Source organism: Agrobacterium tumefaciens, from assembly GCF_031801495.1.
Lineage (GTDB): Bacteria > Pseudomonadota > Alphaproteobacteria > Rhizobiales > Rhizobiaceae > Agrobacterium > Agrobacterium tumefaciens_K.
Window position 1 is genome coordinate 47,063 of the sequence record NZ_JAOEGC010000002.1, and the last position, 17,277, is coordinate 64,339.

General features: G+C 58.2%; 14 protein-coding genes. 8 read left to right on the forward strand and 6 right to left on the reverse strand.

The window, feature by feature from the left end; genetic code table 11:
• Positions 1 to 57: 57 nt before the first annotated feature.
• The gene (locus tag N7578_RS09675) at positions 58 to 474 is read left to right on the forward strand and encodes an HIT family protein (RefSeq protein WP_311110147.1); all 417 of its coding nucleotides are present in this window, start codon (positions 58 to 60) and stop codon (positions 472 to 474) included.
• Positions 474 to 1,436 (forward strand): NAD(+) diphosphatase, encoded by a 963-nt coding sequence (gene nudC / locus N7578_RS09680; RefSeq protein WP_311110148.1) that lies wholly within the window; start codon positions 474 to 476, stop codon positions 1,434 to 1,436. Before N7578_RS09675 ends, nudC begins: the two co-directional genes overlap by 1 nt.
• A 63-nt stretch (positions 1,437 to 1,499) precedes the next feature.
• Here the strand turns inward: nudC and N7578_RS09685 are convergent, their stop codons facing one another.
• Both N7578_RS09685 and N7578_RS09690 read right to left on the reverse strand, forming a co-directional pair.
• Positions 1,500 to 2,363 (reverse strand): prephenate dehydratase, encoded by an 864-nt coding sequence (locus tag N7578_RS09685; RefSeq protein WP_311110149.1) that lies wholly within the window; start codon positions 2,361 to 2,363, stop codon positions 1,500 to 1,502.
• Positions 2,364 to 2,374: 11 nt separating this feature from the next.
• On the reverse strand, positions 2,375 to 3,130 hold the full coding sequence (locus N7578_RS09690; protein WP_311110150.1) for a 3-deoxy-manno-octulosonate cytidylyltransferase: 756 nt from the start codon (positions 3,128 to 3,130) through the stop codon (positions 2,375 to 2,377).
• A gap of 150 nt (positions 3,131 to 3,280) precedes the next feature.
• On the opposite strand from N7578_RS09690, the gene N7578_RS09695 reads away from it, so the two are divergent.
• Positions 3,281 to 3,865, forward strand: coding sequence for a cytochrome c family protein (locus N7578_RS09695; RefSeq protein ID WP_311110151.1), 585 nt, complete (start codon positions 3,281 to 3,283; stop codon positions 3,863 to 3,865).
• A 92-nt stretch (positions 3,866 to 3,957) separates the two neighbouring features.
• Here the strand turns inward: N7578_RS09695 and N7578_RS09700 are convergent, their stop codons facing one another.
• Together N7578_RS09700 and N7578_RS09705 are read right to left on the reverse strand one after the other, a co-directional pair.
• Positions 3,958 to 6,261: a transglycosylase domain-containing protein gene (locus N7578_RS09700; RefSeq protein ID WP_311110152.1), complete on the reverse strand. Its 2,304-nt coding sequence runs from the start codon at positions 6,259 to 6,261 to the stop codon at positions 3,958 to 3,960.
• Between the two features lie 130 nt (positions 6,262 to 6,391).
• Positions 6,392 to 6,850 (reverse strand): YbaK/EbsC family protein, encoded by a 459-nt coding sequence (locus N7578_RS09705; RefSeq protein WP_311110153.1) that lies wholly within the window; start codon positions 6,848 to 6,850, stop codon positions 6,392 to 6,394.
• 476 nt (positions 6,851 to 7,326) lie between these two features.
• Between N7578_RS09705 and N7578_RS09710 the strand changes: the two genes are divergently transcribed.
• Positions 7,327 to 7,536, forward strand: coding sequence for a cold-shock protein (locus tag N7578_RS09710; RefSeq protein WP_003492998.1), 210 nt, complete (start codon positions 7,327 to 7,329; stop codon positions 7,534 to 7,536).
• Positions 7,537 to 8,007: 471 nt separating this feature from the next.
• On the opposite strand, the gene N7578_RS09715 is transcribed toward N7578_RS09710, so the two are convergent.
• Together N7578_RS09715 and N7578_RS09720 are read right to left on the reverse strand one after the other, a co-directional pair.
• Positions 8,008 to 9,399: a dipeptidase gene (locus N7578_RS09715; RefSeq protein WP_311110154.1), complete on the reverse strand. Its 1,392-nt coding sequence runs from the start codon at positions 9,397 to 9,399 to the stop codon at positions 8,008 to 8,010.
• A 195-nt stretch (positions 9,400 to 9,594) separates the two neighbouring features.
• Positions 9,595 to 10,035: a MarR family transcriptional regulator gene (locus N7578_RS09720; protein WP_311110155.1), complete on the reverse strand. Its 441-nt coding sequence runs from the start codon at positions 10,033 to 10,035 to the stop codon at positions 9,595 to 9,597.
• A gap of 417 nt (positions 10,036 to 10,452) precedes the next feature.
• Between N7578_RS09720 and polA the strand changes: the two genes are divergently transcribed.
• From polA to N7578_RS09740, 4 genes are all read left to right on the forward strand, one after another.
• The gene (gene polA, locus N7578_RS09725) at positions 10,453 to 13,446 is read left to right on the forward strand and encodes a DNA polymerase I (RefSeq protein WP_311112452.1); all 2,994 of its coding nucleotides are present in this window, start codon (positions 10,453 to 10,455) and stop codon (positions 13,444 to 13,446) included.
• Positions 13,447 to 13,715: 269 nt separating this feature from the next.
• The gene (gene rpmF / locus N7578_RS09730) at positions 13,716 to 13,901 is read left to right on the forward strand and encodes a 50S ribosomal protein L32 (RefSeq protein ID WP_003514347.1); all 186 of its coding nucleotides are present in this window, start codon (positions 13,716 to 13,718) and stop codon (positions 13,899 to 13,901) included.
• Positions 13,902 to 14,053: 152 nt separating this feature from the next.
• Positions 14,054 to 15,880: a sensor histidine kinase gene (locus N7578_RS09735; protein WP_311110156.1), complete on the forward strand. Its 1,827-nt coding sequence runs from the start codon at positions 14,054 to 14,056 to the stop codon at positions 15,878 to 15,880.
• A complete protein-coding gene (locus tag N7578_RS09740) occupies positions 15,877 to 17,223 on the forward strand; it encodes a sigma-54 dependent transcriptional regulator (protein WP_311110157.1) in 1,347 nt (448 codons plus the stop codon). The genes N7578_RS09735 and N7578_RS09740 overlap by 4 nt, the downstream gene beginning before the upstream one ends.
• Positions 17,224 to 17,277 lie beyond the last annotated feature (54 nt).

A 17,277-nucleotide genomic window follows, 5' to 3' on the forward strand; every position in this document is an offset into this window, starting at 1 on the left:
ATCGAAAGCAAATGCAAGCCAAGCATTCAAAAAACTGCTATCACTGCGAAAACAAACATGGAGGAAGCCTTGGAGACATTCCGGCTGGACGAAAGATTGGCCCGGGACAGCGAGCTCGTGACCCGATTGGGGCTATGTGAACTGCGTTTGCAGAATGACAGCCGCTGGCCTTGGCTCGTGCTGGTGCCGCAGAGAAACGATGTGAGTGAGCTGTTCGAGCTGACACCGCTCGATCAGGCGGTCTTGACTTTCGAAACCAATCTGGTCGCGGCGGCCTTGAAGGATGTCACGGGCTCCACGAAAATCAATGTCGGCGCGCTGGGCAATATCGTGCGGCAATTGCACGTTCATATCATTGCCCGCAGTGAAGGCGACACATGTTGGCCCGGTCCCATCTGGGGACACGGAACTGCGGTGCCTTACGCGGCAAGTGACAAGAAATCTTTCATGCAAAAAATCTCCGGCGCGCTCTGATGATCTCAATAAAAATTTTCGAAACCTCTGCCCCTCATCCCGAAGCAAGTGCACTGACCGCATTCTCCAGAAATGCGCTTGATCGTTTCGCCGAAAAACGGACCGAAAGCTGCGTTGCCGATGCACTGAAGATCGACGGTACCCACATCTTCGCGCTTGCTGGCGGTCGTCTCGTGCTGAAGCACGACGAACAGGTGATCGATCCGCTTTTTTCCGCGTATGAACTGGCTGAACTGCAGCCGGATTTCAACAATGCCGTCCTGCTCGGCTATCGCGAGACGGGTGAGCCGCGCATCGCCGTTCCTGTCGGAGTGACCGAAGACCGGCTGGCAAGCAGCCACAAGCTTGCCGATGCCCGCACCCTTTACCGTGATCATCTGCTCGACGAGGAACTTCTGGGGGAGGTTGCCCAGGCACTCAGCCTCACGCACTGGAATGCCCAGAACCGCTTCTGCGGACGCTGCGGCACGGAAACGGAGCTGCGCATCGGTGGCTATAAACGTGTCTGCCCGGCATGCAGCAACATGATTTTCCCGCGCACCGATCCCGTGGTCATCATGATGACCATCGATATCGAGCGTGATCTGTGCCTATTAGGTCGCGGCGCGCATTTTGCGCCGGGCATGTATTCCTGCCTTGCCGGATTCGTCGAGCCGGGTGAGACGATCGAGTCCGCGGTCCGCCGGGAAACCCATGAGGAATCGGGTATCGAGATCGGACGCGTGCGTTACCACGCCTCGCAACCCTGGCCGATGCCGCACTCCCTGATGATTGGTTGTTATGCCGAAGCGCTCTCGTCGGAGATTTCCCGGGATGAAGCGGAGCTCGAAGATTGCCGGTGGTTCACCAGGGCGGAAGTTGCCGAAATGCTGGAGGCGACGCCCGGCGAAGGAATATCCGGACCCCATGGCGGCGCTATCGCACATCGCCTGATGCGGGACTGGGTGGAATGGACCAAATGACCCGTTGAGGGAAAGTTTCAGCGCTGCGCGTCGTGTTGGCGCGCAGCGTATATGCTGCCCGGATCAGCTCTGGTTGAGCTTGTCGCGCATGGCGTGCCCCTTGTACACGCCGAGGATGCGCACCTTTTCCGAGAAGAAGCGCAGTTCGTCCAGCGCACGCCGCACGGCTTCGTCGTCCGGATGGCCTTCTATATCGGCATAAAACTGTGTCGCCACGAACTTGCCGCCGATCTGGTAGCTCTCCAGCTTCGTCATGTTGATGCCGTTGGTGGCGAAACCGCCCATGGCCTTGTAAAGCGCAGCCGGAATGTTGCGAACGTTGAAGACAAACGTCGTGACGATGACTTCCTCTGGCGATGTGCGTTTGACCCAGGATTCATCGCGCGACAGAACCACGAAGCGGGTGACGTTATTTTCCGAGTCCTCGACATTTTCCGCAACGATATCGAGACCGTAGAGATCTGCGGCAAGGCGTGGTGCAAGCGCTGCCATGCTGCGGTCGCCTTTTTCCGATACGAGTTTCGCAGCGCCCGCAGTGTCTCCGGCCACAACGGCTTTCCATCCGTTTGAGCGGATGATCTTTCGGCACTGGCCAAGCGCATGAATATGGCTGTGAACCGTTTGGATTTCACCAGCCTGAACACCCGGAAGCACCATCAGCTGGAAGCGGATCGGCATGAAATATTCGCCGATGATGTGCAGCCGCGATTCCGGCAACAGATGATGGATGTCGGCAACGCGACCGGCCAGCGTGTTTTCGATAGGGATCATGCCAAGATCGGCTTCACCGTTCTCGATGGCGTTGAAGGCGTCTTCAAAGGTCGGGCAGGGCAGCGGATCCATATCGGGGAACATGTCACGGCAGGCCATGTCCGAGTTGGCACCATAGTCGCCCTGAAAGGCAATGCGTTTTCTGCTGGTTGTCATGGAGTTATCCATCAGTGGGGTCTGCCTGCAAGTATGTTGCGGGCCTTTTCAAGATCGGCGGGTGTGTCGACACCCAATGGCACGGAGCGCACGATTTCCGCGTCGATCCGCATTCCCGCTTCCAGTGCCCGCAGCTGCTCCAGCCGCTCACGTTTTTCCAGCGGAGACGGTGAAAGGGTGACGAATTTTTCAAGCGCGGATCGACGATACGTATAAAGGCCGATGTGATGGTAGAGCGGGCCGTCACCATAGGGCGCGGTGGCGCGGGTGAAATACAGCGCGCGCAGCCTGGTTTCGGAAAGCGGGCTGCCAACGACCTTCACGACATTCGGATTGGTCTTTTCTTCCTCGTCAGTGATTTCGACCGTCAGAGTCGCGATGTCGACTTCAGGATTTTCCATGGGACGCAATGACGCGCGGATCGTTTCTGCCTCGATGGTGGGCAGGTCGCCCTGAACGTTGATGACATATTCCGCCTTGCCATAAGGGTCGGCTTTTTGAAGCGCCTCGAAAATCCGGTCCGAGCCAGACTGGTGATCGTCCCGCGTCATCATCACCTCGAAGCCCGCATTCTGAACGGCGGTGAAGACCTGCTCGTCATCGACGGCAACAACGATTTTCTCTGCGCCGGCTTCCCGGGCACGCAGGGCGACCTGGACGATCATCGGTTTGCCGCCGATATCCGCCAACGGTTTGCCCGGCAGGCGTGTCGAGGCCATACGGGCAGGTATGAGCACCACTGCCTTTTCAAAATCTCTATTCTTCATCCGACACCTTCAAATCCCGCCCGAAAAGTGTCAAAACGTCACGGTGTGGGGAGCATTATTCAAGTTGCATAGGCTGTGCAAAAGCCATAGCTTTCAAGCAATTTCAAGATACCCGTTTTATATCGATCGGATGCGAGGGAGCGCATATAGATGAATTCATACGTAAACATGGGCGTTGGTGCGCTGTTGGGCACCGTTTTCGTCCTCATGTCGGTGTCTATCGCATCCGAGGGCATCTTCCATTCACCCTTGCCGGAGAAGGAAGGCTACGCGATTGTTGCGGAAACGAGCGGTGGCGAGGCTGGCGGGGAGGCGGGTGCTGCCGCGGCCGCAACGCCGATTGCCCAACTGCTTGCCAGCGCGGATGCCGCCAAGGGCGAGACGGCTTTCAAGAAGTGTACAGCCTGTCATACCGGAGAGAGTGGTGGAGCAAACAAGGTCGGCCCCAATCTCTTCGATATCGTAAACCGGCCGATCGCCAGCCATGCAGGTTTCAGCTACTCTGCGGGTATGAAGGATTTTGCCAAGGGTGGCAGCGAAAAGTGGGACTACGACCACCTGAGCTACTTCATCGAAGCACCGAAGAAGCACGTTCCGGGCACGGCAATGGGTTTTGCCGGCATCAAGAAGGAAACGGAACGCGCCGATCTCATTGCGTATCTGCGCACGCTTTCCGCCAATCCGGCCCCGTTGCCTGATCCGGCAGCCGCACCTGCGCCCACGCCAACCAACTGATTTCAATTGGGATGAAGTGAAAAGCCCGGATCATTCCGGGCTTTTTGTATTTGTGCGGACTTCAGCCGGCTTTCAATCGATCAGCCTGACACTCAGTTGCCCAAGAGAATATCGAGCAACGTTGTCTGTTTTGCGCCGTTTCCTGCTGGGTAGGAACCACCAACATCCGCCGGTGGAACGGGGCCTCCGCCGGCATAGTCGGGTTCCGTTCGGCGCATCGGAACATCGGCCGGCGGCAGCCCGGTATCGACCTGTGGTCGGTCAGGCGCGACCGGAGCAGCCGGATAGACATCAGCCGTTGCGCCTCCGCCAAGCGCGTTGGAAATGATGTCGCCGATCGATGGTGCGGCGTTTTCCGGTGCTGGCTGCTGCATATCGCCAAGCGGCGGAACGCCGGTCGTGCCAAGACCGAACAGGGGCGAAGGGCTGAGGCCGGAATGGGCAGCCGTCATGAAATCCTTCCAGGCTTTTGCCGGAAGGCCGCCGCCGGTGACCTTTTTCATCGACGTGCCGTCGTCATTGCCGAACCAGACGCCTGTGGTCAGATTACTCGTGTAGCCGACGAACAGCGCATCACGGAACGATTGCGTTGTTCCGGATTTCCCCGCTGTCTGCCATCCCTGAAGACGAGCAGCCTTGCCTGTTCCCTCGGTGATGACACGGGACAGCATGCCATTCATCGTGGCGGCAATGTCTTCGCTCAGGACACGCGGCGGATTGTCGTATTTGTTCTCGTAAAGCACCTTGCCGTCGGCATCTGTGATGCGCTTGACGATGTGAGGTGTGGCCTTGTAGCCGCCGTTCATGAAGGGCGCGTAGGATGCCGTCAGTTCCAGCAGAGAAACTTCGGAGGTGCCAAGCGCGATCGAGGCATTGCTCTGGAGTTCGGATTCGATGCCCATTCGGCGCGCTACCTGTATCACGCGGTCAGGGCCGACCTCCATCACGAGTTGGGCGGCGATGGTGTTGAGGGAATTGGCAAGCGCGGTGGCCAGCGTGACTTCGCCGCGATACTTCTTCTCGTAGTTTTCCGGCGTCCAGTTTCCGATCCTGACCGGCGCGTCATTGCGTAGGGAGTAGGGCGTCAGTCCCGATTCGAGGGCTGCGACATAAACGAAGGGCTTGAAGGCGGAGCCGGGCTGGCGTTTTGCCTTGGCGGCACGGTTGAACTGACTTTCGGCATAGTCCGCGCCGCCCACCACGGCGCGGATTGCGCCTGTTCCATCAATGGAAACGAGAGCCGCCTGTGATGCGCCCTGTTTCTTGCCGTCGCCTTGCAGGACATGGGCCAGCGTCTTCTCGGCGTCGCGCTCGAGATCCGGATCGATGGTCGCATCGACGACGATGTCCTGCTTCACGTCGCCGATCAGCATACGGACTTCATCCAGAACCATGTCGGCGGCGTAATGCTCTGCACCGGACCAGAAACGTTTCGCCTTTGTGGGCGGCTGCGACATCGCCGTCTTGATTTCGTCGTCGGTAATGAAGCCGACATCGCGCATGGATTGAAGAACGACCTGGGCGCGCTCCTCTGCCGCCTGCGGATCGCGCGCGGGCGAAAGGCGAGACGGTGCCTTGAGAAGTCCGGCCAGCATGGCCGCTTCACCCAGATTGACGTCACGGGCGGATTTGTTGAAATACCGGCGTGAAGCAGCCTCGACGCCGTAGGCATTGGAGCCGAAGTAGACGCGATTGAGGTACATCGCGAGAATCTGGTCCTTGGTATATTTGTGTTCCAGCCAGAACGAGAGCAGCACTTCCTGTATCTTGCGCTCCATTGTCCGGTCCGGAGAGAGGAACAGGTTCTTGGCAAGCTGCTGCGTCAGCGTCGAGCCGCCCTGAACCGTGCGCCCTGTCATGACGTTCGTGACGATGGCGCGTCCAAGGCCGAATGGATCGATACCGAAATGCGAGTAGAAGCGCCGGTCTTCGATCGCCATCACCGCCTGTGGGAGGTAGGGCGACATGTCCTCGAGCGCGAGAGCCTCACCACCGGTCGTACCGCGGTTGGCCAGAACGGTGCCGTTGACGGAGACGATCTTCACATTCGGCGGGCGCTCGGGAATGGACCAGCTGGCCGCACTCGGCATGCGCGCGCCATAATAGAGAACCAGTCCCGCAACACCGATCCCACCCCAGATGCCAAGAACGATGCACCAGTAGACAAGTGAGCGGAACAGGCCGGTCATGCCGCGTGGTTCGGCTCGGCGGTTCTTTTGCCGTGCCTGACGCTTCTGTGGCCTGGGGGGAGGAGGTTCTTCTTTTGCGGGCTTCGATGCCTGCTTGCGCCCGCCACCGATGCGGTCGCTGGCGTCAAGACGCAGGTCATCGCCGGAATCGTGAAAATCCCCGAAGGAGGGTTCTACCCGTTCGCGTGATTTGCCTTTGCCTGCCATCCAGCCGAAACCGCTCCATTCTGATTGTCTGATCGCACGCCGATTATGCGTGAGCGATCCTTAATCCGGGATGAAAAGCTTAAATGCGGCAATTTAAGGCGGGGTTAAGTTTAAGGCTATCACTTCGACGTCATTGGCAGACGTCGATCCACTCCGCTTGCGTCAGTTCCGCCATGGCGTGCGGAGAAATTTTGACAGCCGCATTGGTGGCGCCCGCTGCCGGAACGACTTCGCCATAGCTTTTCAGGGAAACGTCGCAAAATACCGGTATTTGTGTCGGCAGGCCGAAAGGGCACACGCCACCGACCGGATGGCTGGTCACGGCAACGACTTCCTCCGCGCCCAGCATGCGTGGCTTTGCGCCGAAGCGGTCGCGGAATTTGCGATTGTCGAGCCGTTTTGTTCCGGCTGCCACAACGAGGAGAACGGTGTCTCCGGCCTTCAGGCAGATTGTCTTGGCGATCTGATCGGGATCGACGCCATGTGCCTCGGCCGCCAGTGCAACGGTGGCTGAACTTGCTTCCGTCTCGATGACGGTGACGTCAGGGGATTTTTCAGCGAAATAGGCGCGGACGGATTCGATTGTCATGGTTATTTATTAGGCGGGAAGCCGGCGTGCCGCAAGACGGCCTGAAAAAGCCATGCAAAAAACGCAATGCTGCGCTGCGATAGAGTGGCTGTTTTTTGAGCGGGAATGCTGTATCTTCAAATCATCGAAGCGACGCACTCCTCCTCCCAGCGTCGCCCGATTGGACTGACAATACTCCTCCTCCCAATTGTCAGTCAGTTTCAAGAACCCGGCGCACCTCCTCCCGCGCCGGGTTTTTGCGTTTTGGCATTTCTTTTGGGTCGCGAGGCTCCATTTGATGCCGAACATCACGCCAACTTCAAAGAAACTTGACTTTTCGGGTCTCCCCACCTAGGTGTTGCGGCATCGAAATTTGTTTGACGACCAGAGCTTCGGCGCTTAACGGCGCACCCGACGATCTTTCTTTCCTTCAAATTCGACACAAGACCCGCACTGCGTGCAGTGCAAATGCAATTTGCCAACGGAAGGAAATCGTTATGGCGACTGGTACAGTAAAGTGGTTCAACGCAACTAAGGGCTACGGCTTCATTCAGCCTGATGATGGTTCGCAGGACGTATTCGTTCATATCTCTGCTGTTGAGCGCGCTGGCCTTACGGCTCTCAACGACGGTCAGAAGCTCTCCTACGAGCTGATGCAGGACCGCCGCTCGGGCAAGATGTCTGCGGGCAACCTCGTTGCTGCCTGATACGGCGATGTGACCTTCCAAGGTTGCGCCCGGAAATAAGGAAAAGGCCGGACTTTGCGTCTGGCCTTTTTTGTTTCGAACATTATTAGCGGCCTCGGCCTTGCAAAAGCCATCTTCGAATACAATATAGGTTTCAACAGTGCTTCAGACGCTGTCAGGCGGGCGCTTTAAAAAGTGCCGCTGCTGTTGCGTTAACCAAAGATTAACCAAAGCAGTCGATCCTGATTGTGAAGATGCAGTCGGTCAACAGCCGACGCGCTCTGGAGCATCGGACGTTTCAAACTCTTTGACCACGGATGTACTGGCACTGAAGTAGAAACGAGTGGAAAGGTCGGGCTTGCCCGGCCTTTTTGTTTTTCAGGTGGTGGCATGTGGAGAAAGTGCGCAGCGCTTTTGGGATACGACGTGCGACCGAACCGGAATTTTGAGAAAAACCGGCCACCGTCTGGAGGCCGGTTTTTTTGTTCTGCTTTATTTCGTTGCCAGTGCGTCGAGTATCCTGACCCAGGAGCGGATGCCCTTGTGGAAGGATTGCAGGTCATACTTCTCGTTCGGCGAATGAATGCGATCATCCGTCAGGCCAAAGCCGACGAGAAGCGAGTCCATGCCGAGCATCTTCTGGAAATCGCCGACAATCGGGATGGACCCACCCATGCCGATCACGACGGCGGGCTTCGGCCACTCGTCCGAAAGCGCGTTTTTCGCCTTGGTCAGAACCGGCGAATCGTAGGAAAGCTGGATCGCTGGCGAGCCACCATGTTCGTGGAACTCCACGGAGCAGTCAGCCGGGATTTTCGAGCGAACGTAAGCCCGGAAGCTTTCACGGATGGCGGCAGGATCCTGCTGCCCAACCAGACGGAACGAGATTTTTGCCGAGGCTTTCGCTGCGATGACGGTTTTGAAACCGTCGCCCGTGTAGCCGCCGATAACGCCGTTTACTTCCGCTGTCGGCCGGGCCCACGTCTGCTCCAGCACGGAGCGGCCTTTTTCGCCCGAAGGCACCGAAAGGCCGACTTCGCCGAGGAAGTCTTCAGCGGTGCGCCCGAGCGTCTCCCACGACGCCTTGATGTTGGCGGGCGTCTCCTCGACACCGTTATAGAAGCCTTCGAGCGTAACGCGGCCCGTTGCGTCGTGAAGACCAGCCAGAATGTCGGTCAGGATATGGATGGGGTTTGCCGCGGCGCCGCCGAACAGGCCCGAATGCAGATCGCGATCCGCTGCCGTGATGACGACCTCTTCGCCGACCAGGCCGCGAAGCGCTGCGGCAATTGCCGGCGTGTCGCGATCCCACATGCCGGTATCGCACACCAGTGCATATTCGGCCTTCAATTCGGTGGCGTTGGCTTCAAGAAAGGGCTTCAGGGATGGAGAACCGGATTCTTCCTCACCCTCGAACAGAATGGTGACGCGGACCGGCAGGCCACCATTGACTTCCCTGTAGGCACGGCATGCCTCCACGAAGGTCATGAGCTGGCCCTTGTCGTCCGCTGTGCCACGGCCCGTGATGACCTGACGGCCTTCGCCGACATCCTTGATAGCCGGTTCGAAAGGGTCGTTCTCCCAAAGATCGAGCGGATCGACCGGCTGAACGTCGTAGTGACCGTAGAAGAGGACATGCGGTGCGTCTTTCGTCGCCGCATCGTGATGGGCCACCACCATCGGGTGACCGGCGGTATCACGGACGGACGCCTGAAAGCCCAGTTCGGAAAGCGTTCTGGTCAACCACTCGGCAGCCTTGCGGCAATCCTGCTTGTAGGCGGGATCGGTCGAGATCGACGGAATGCGGACAAGCTCGAAAAGCCGCTCGAGACTGGAGGGAAGGTTGTCGTCTACCGTGGAAAGAATGGGAGAAACGTCTGTCATCGCTGATCCTGTCATGTCTGTCATGGTTCCGGCGATGATGCGAGCAGGTGGCATCGCCAATCGCAGGAATTGAGAAGGGGAAGCCGCCGGAATCGGAAGGGCTTCGGCTGCGGCACGATAGAGCATTGCGTCGAAAAGTGTAACGCGCTTTTCGGAAAATCCGATGCTCTATCAAAGACGAGAGCGGCGGAGATGTCAGTCCTGTCTGGCGGTCTTGGCGCAGCTGATTGCCCGGCGCATATACTCCGCCAGAAGCTGCCGCTCGAATTGTCTGAAATCGCTCAGCAGCGCGTCTTCCGTGCCCCTGGTCGCGGCGATGGCGTTGGCTTCCAGTTCCTTGCCGCGCGGCGTCAGCGTGATGATCTGTGCACGGCGATCTGTCGGATGCGGTTTACGCGCAATCAACCCGTCCCGCTCCATGCGTGACAGGGTATTGGCAAGCGTCGCCTGTTCGATGTCGATCCTGTCCAGCAGCTGCCGCTGCGTCAGCCCCTCCTCATGCCAAAGCTCGATGAGGATAGGAAACTGGCCGGGTGAGAACCCGAGCGCGGAGGCGCGCTTCTGGAGAGCCATGGTGAATTCCCGCGCCATCTTGGTGGCGAGATAGATGATGGATTCGTCTCGGGAAAATTCCATGTCTTTGCATCCATGCGAGGCCGTGGTGATATGGAGGGGCAATTTCAATAGTATGGGATATATAGCACGGAATATTCGTGCTGGCCGCAGAATTCGGCGCAAAATAAAACCGCCACGGCCGGGAGGGGTCGGCCATGGCGGTCATGTTGGAGGACAAAGGCCCGGAGAGGGGGAAAGGCCTTTGTCCGGTCTGACGCGGCGGGGGACGAGCCTGCAATCAGACTACGGCGTGATCAGGCGCCGTCCGATAAGAAATGTGTCTGCAAATGCGGCTTTTCAAGGGAATTCGGATTACAAATCGGTAAGGTTCCGATGATTTTTATGGCCTTTCCGGATTTTCCGGTTCGCTGTGCTTAACGGTGCGTTTTACGAAGTTTGTGTGGACGCCAAAACGGCCCCGCGCTATCCATGCTACCCATGAAAAAAGGCGATCATCTCTTCCTCGTTGACGGTTCCGGGTTCATTTTCCGGGCGTTCCATGCCATCCCGCCGTTGAACCGCAAGTCGGACGGGTTGCCGGTCAATGCCGTCTCCGGTTTCTGCAACATGCTGTGGAAGCTGCTGAAGGATGCGCGCAACACCGACGTTGGCGTCACGCCAACCCACTTTGCTGTCATCTTCGACTATTCGTCTAAAACCTTCCGCAACGAGCTGTACGATCAATATAAGGCCAACCGCACAGCTCCGCCGGAAGACCTCGTGCCGCAGTTCGGTCTCATCCGCGAGGCCACGCGTGCCTTCAATCTCCCCTGCATTGAAACGGAAGGCTTCGAGGCTGACGATATCATCGCGACCTATGCCCGGCAGGCAGAGGCCGTCGGCGCGGATGTGACCATCATCTCGTCCGACAAGGATCTGATGCAGCTCGTCACGCCCAACGTCCATATGTACGATGCGATGAAGGACAAGCAGATCGGCATTCCCGATGTCATCGAAAAATGGGGCGTGCCGCCGGAAAAGATGATCGACCTTCAGGCGATGACCGGCGACTCCACGGATAATGTTCCGGGCATCCCCGGCATCGGTCCGAAGACTGCGGCGCAGCTTCTGGAGGAATATGGCGATCTCGATACGCTTTTGTCGCGTGCTGGCGAAATCAAGCAGCAGAAACGCCGCGAAAACATAATCGCCAATGCTGAACTCGCCCGTCTTTCCCGGCAGCTTGTAGCGCTCAGGACCGATGTGCCACTCGATCAGGCGCTGGAGCAGCTGGTTCTGGAGCCGCAGAACGGCCCCAAGCTGATCGCCTTCCTGAAGGCCATGGAATTCACGACGCTGACGCGCCGCGTTGCCGAGGCAACCGACACCGATGCGTCCGCCGTCGAGGCTGCCGATGTCCCGGTGCAGCGGGGCGACGATGCCCACGGCCCCGATCTTGATGCGCCAGTAACGGCAGAAGCAGACACCAAAGCCGGGCCGCAGCAGCCGTCAACCTCCGCACCGGCAAAGAAGGCCGCTGGCGAAGGCAGCACGCCGCAGGAACTCTCGGAAGCGCGAGCGACGATTTTCACAGGCGTGAAGATCAATACGGAATCCTACACGACGATCCGCGATCTCGCTGAACTCGATCACTGGATTGCTGCTGCCCGTGAAACGGGTCTGGTCGCCTTCGATACGGAAACGACCTCGCTCGATCCCATGCAGGCGGAGCTGGTCGGATTTTCGCTGGCGATTGCCGATAACGGCAAGGACGCATCTGGTGCGGATATCCGTGCGGCATATGTGCCGCTGACGCACAAGACTGGCTCCGGCGGCGATCTCTTCAGCGACGGTATCAAGCTCGTTGAGGGGCAGATTCCGGTTGCCGAAGCGCTGCCGCGTTTGAAGGCACTGCTGGAAGATCCGTCCGTTTTGAAAATCGCACAGAACCTGAAGTACGATTACCTGCTCATGAAGCGCCACGGCGTCGTCATGCAGGGGTTCGACGATACGATGCTGATCTCCTATGTCCTTGAGGCCGGCAAGGCGACGCATGGCATGGACTCGCTGTCTGAGCGCTGGCTTGGTCATACGCCCATCGCCTACAAGGACGTGGCGGGATCGGGTAAATCTGGCGTCACCTTCGATTTTGTCGACATTGGCAGGGCAACCGCTTATGCGGCCGAAGATGCAGATGTGACGCTGCGGCTCTGGATGGTGCTGAAACCACGCCTCGTTGCCGAAGGGCTGACCAAGGTTTACGAGCGGCTGGAGCGTCCGCTGGTGCCTGTTCTGGCGCATATGGAAGAGCGCGGCATCACGGTGGACCGGCAGATCCTGTCGCGTCTTTCCGGAGAACTGGCGCAGAAAGCGGCCGCCTTCGAGGAAGAAATCTACGAGCTGGCCGGTGAGCGTTTCAACGTCGGTTCGCCAAAGCAGCTCGGCGACATTCTTTTCGGCAAGATGGGACTGCCGGGCGGTTCGAAGACCAAGACCGGCCAGTGGTCGACATCGGCTCAGGTTCTGGAAGATCTTGCTGCCGAGGGTGCGGAACTGCCACGCAAGATCGTTGATTGGCGCCAGCTTACGAAGTTGAAGTCGACCTATACGGATGCGCTGCCGGGTTACATCCACCCTCAGACCAAGCGCGTACACACGTCCTATGCGCTGGCCTCCACCACGACAGGTCGGCTTTCCTCTTCCGAACCGAACTTGCAGAACATTCCGGTCCGTACCGCCGAAGGCCGCAAGATCCGGACGGCGTTCATCTCGACACCGGGCCACAAGCTTCTGTCGGCGGACTACAGTCAGATCGAACTGCGCGTGCTCGCCCATGTCGCTGACATTCCGCAGCTTCGCAACGCCTTTGAGAATGGCATCGATATCCACGCCATGACGGCATCCGAAATGTTCGGCGTGCCGGTGGAAGGCATGCCCTCGGAAGTGCGTCGACGCGCCAAGGCCATCAATTTCGGTATCATCTACGGTATTTCCGCTTTCGGTCTGGCTAACCAGCTCAGCATCGCCCGCTCGGAGGCCGGTGAATACATCAAGAAGTATTTCGAACGTTTCCCTGGCATCCGTGATTACATGGAGCAGACCAAGGCATTTGCGCGCGAAAACGGCTATGTCGAAACCATCTTCGGACGCCGTGCCTATTATCCCGAAATCCGTTCGTCCAATCCCTCCGTAAAGGCATTCAACGAACGTGCGGCGATCAACGCCCCCATTCAGGGATCGGCGGCGGATATCATTCGCCGTGCGATGGTGCGTATGGATGGCGCGCTTGCCGAAGCGGGCCTGGCTGAACAGGCACGCATGCTGTTGCAGGTCCATGACGAACTGATCTTCGAGGTGGAGGATCAGGTGGTCGAGGCGACGTTGAAGACGGTCACGCACACAATGGAGAATGCGGCCATGCCGGCGATTTCCATGAGGGTGCCGCTGCAGGTGGATGCGCGTGCGGCCGACAACTGGGACGAGGCGCACTGACCCTGCACTTCGTTATTTTTCGGGGCGCGGACATTCGCTTTCAGTGAATTCCCGTGTTATGCGCCACTTCATGCAACGGAAAAGCGTGGAGGGTGATTTGCTATGTGGTACGCCGGATTCTGCTGAATCCGAAAAAATGCGCGTTAGGGCTGGTCAAAGCCCTGAGAGGCATGTATAAGCGCGCCAAATTTCCGATATCGAGACACCCGACATTCGGCCTTTGGTTCTGGCCGGTTCCGTTGTTTCGCCGCTAAAGTGGAGTAACACAAATGGCAGTACCTAAAAGAAAAACGAGCCCTTCCAAGCGTGGTATGCGCCGTTCGGCTGATGGCCTCAAGGCTTCTACCTACGTCGAAGACAAGAACTCCGGCGAACTGCGCCGCCCGCACCATATCGATCTGAAGACCGGTATGTACCGTGGTCGTCAGGTTCTGACGCCGAAGGAAAGCGCATAAGCTTTCTGACGTCGAGAATTTACGAAAACCGGCCCATTCGGCCGGTTTTAGTTTTTGTGCGTCCAGGCCGCTCACTTGGAAAAATCCGGCACACCTCATAAAATCCTTTCTGGAGGCCGGGCATAGAGCCCGAAATGGGAGGGTGGTGGCCGTTGAGATACCGCTGGATAGCGCTGGTGCTTTTGGCTTTTGGTGTGGGTTATGGAGCCTTCACCAAAGGCAGCGATATTATTGCCGAACAATATTTTGCCGAAGTGTCAGATCAGGGACAGACGACGCTGAGGCTGGCGGTATCCGCGCTTGGCGGGCTTCTCAGTCGCTACGAGCCTCTGCCAGCGCTTATCGCCGATCACGATGACATCGAGGAACTTGTCGTGCATCCGCAGGATCTGGCGATGCGTCAGCGCGCCAACGTTTATCTTAAATCCATCAACATCCTGCTGGAATCCTCCGACATTTACATCATGACGCTGGATGGCGAGACGATTGCCGCCAGCAACTATGATGGGCCGGCGAGCTTCGTCGGTCAGAACTTCAGCTACCGCCCCTATTTTCAGGATGCCGCCAAAGGTTTGCAGTCCCGGTTTTTCGCACTTGGCACCACATCCAACAAGCGCGGTTACTATTTCTCCGCGCCCATTCTCTTTGACGAGCAGATCAAGGGCGTCATTGTCTTCAAGGTCGATATCGAGGGCATAGAGGCATCGTTCGGGGATGGTGAGAACCGCATTCTCGTGTCTGATCCCGAAGGCATCATCTTCATGACCGGGACGCCGCAATGGCTGTATTCCAGCCTGATGCCGCTGACGCCGGAACGACTGGCGCGCACTAGTGCGTCGCGTCGTTACTCCGATGCCCAACTCAAGGAACTTCCGCAGAGGACGGGCAGTTTCGGCACGCATCAGCTTATGACCATCCGCCAGAACGAGGACGAAAGGGAGTATCTGGTCCTGTCCCAGTCCATGCCGGAAGCAGGATGGACGGTCAACGTGCTGATCGATACGGGGTCATTGCGGACCCAGGTCAAGACGACGATGGCCGCTATCGTCCTGTGCCTGTGCCTTGCGATCGCGCTCATTGCCGCCATGCTCCAGCGCCGACGACGCATGCGGGAGCGTCTCGTCCATCAGGCCGAGGCACAGGCCGAGCTTGAACGCAGGGTGGAGGAGCGTACCGCTGACCTCGCCCGCGTCAATCGCGAAATCGAGCATGAAGTTGCCGAGCGGCGGCAAACAGAAAAGCAGCTTCGCAAGATGCAGAATGATCTTGTCCAGGCGGGCAAACTTGCCGCGCTTGGCCAGATGTCGGCAGCCCTGTCACATGAGTTCAACCAGCCGCTTGCAGCAGCCAAGAACTATGCGGAGAACGCCGCGCTCCTTGTAGAACGGGGCAGGGTGGATGACGTCACGGAAAATCTCAAACGCATCTCGGGTCTGATCGACCGCATGGCATCGATCAGCAGGCATCTGCGTAACTTCGCCCGCAAGCCCAATGAAAAAACCAGTGCTGTCCTGCTGGAAACTGTTCTTCGCGATACGTTGGAAATTGTCGGCGCAAGGCTGAAGGCTGCGGACGCGGTGCTGGATATCGATCTGGGGGAAATGCCGCTGGCGGTGAAGGCCGGTCCGGTCCGCTTGCAGCAGGTTCTGGTCAACATCATTTCCAATGCCGCCGATGCGGTGGAAGGTCGTAAAGATAGAAAGATCGCATGTGTGGCACGTTTGAATGGCCCTACGGTTTCGATTTTCATTCGGGATCATGGACCGGGCGTGCCTCCGGCAATCGCCGAGCGTATCTTCGATCCTTTTTTCACGACAAAGGGTGTGGGGCGCGGTCTGGGCCTTGGCCTTTCGATATCCTACAACATCATCAAGGATTTCGGTGGTCAGCTCCGTGTCCGCAACCATGATGAGGGTGGGGCGGAATTCGAAATCGAGCTGCCTGCCGCTGTGTATGTCGCGGAGGCCGCTGCCGAATGAATGTCTCCCGCGTTCTGTTGATCGATGACGAAGAGGAGTTGCGTTTTTCGACGGCGCAGGCCCTGGAGCTTTCCGGCTTCAACGTCACCATGCTCACCAGTGCCGAACACGCGCTGGAACTGATCGGTTACAGCTTCGATGGCGTGGTCGTCAGCGATATCCGCATGCCCGGCATGGATGGCATGACACTGTTGCAGAAGGTCCGCGAACTGGATCCGGAGATTCCGGTGATCCTGATGACAGGCCATGGTGACGTCCAGCTTGCCGTCAGTGCCATGCGCAACGGTGCTTACGACTTCATCGAAAAGCCTTTCACGCCGCAATACCTCGCAGGCGTCATCAAGCGGGCGGAGGACAGACGCGCACTTGTGCTGGAAAACCGGCGGCTGAAGGCTGTTGCGGGTAAACGTGACGATCTGGAGACGCGCCTGCCCGGAAGAACGCAGGTCATGGTCGACCTGCGCTACCGGATCCGCGCCATCGGCGCGACGGATGCCGATACGTTGATCGTGGGCGATACGGGAGCCGGAAAGGAGGTCGTGGCGCGGGCGCTGCACGACGTCAGCGCCAGAAGCAACCGGCCTTTTGTAGCGATCAATTGCGCTGCTCTGCCGCAGACCCTGATCGAGAGCGAACTGTTCGGTCACGAGGCGGGGGCTTTCCCCGGCGCGCTTCGGCCCCGATACGGCAAATTCGAACATGCTCGCGGCGGAACGATCCTGCTCGATGAAATCGGCTCCATGCCTTTCGAGCTTCAGGGCCGTTTCCTGCGCGTTCTGCAGGAGAGGGTGATAACCCGGTTGGGGTCCAACGAAATGGTGGAGCTCGATGTGCGTTTCATCGCCACCAGCAAGGTCGATCTCGAGCGGGAGGTGGCTGCCGGACGCTTCCGTGCCGATCTCTTGTATCGTCTGAATGTCGCGACATTGCTCGTGCCGTCGCTGTCGCAGCGCAGCGCGGATATTCCGCTTCTGTTTCTGCATCTGGTGCGCGAGGCTGCTGCCCGTTATGGGCGGGAGGATGTGGACGTTCCGCAGGATCTGTTGTCCACGATGTCGTTGCGCGAATGGCCGGGAAATGTCCGTGAGCTGCGCAACGCCGCGGATCGTTTCGTTCTCGGTCTGGACGGTGAGGGGGGCGACACATCACCGTCAATGTCGGCTGGCGAGATCGGTGGGCTTGCGGCCAGGGTGGCCGCTTACGAAAAAAGCCTGATTGCACGGGCGATTGCCGCTCATAAGGGTAACCTGAAATCGGTATATGAGAACCTCGGCATTTCCCGCAAAACGCTTTACGAAAAAATGCAGAAATACGAGCTGCACAGGCACATGACCGAGATGTGATGGGTGGAATTCCACCCATGTATTTTCTGGAATGTGTCGAAATCCACCCATTAC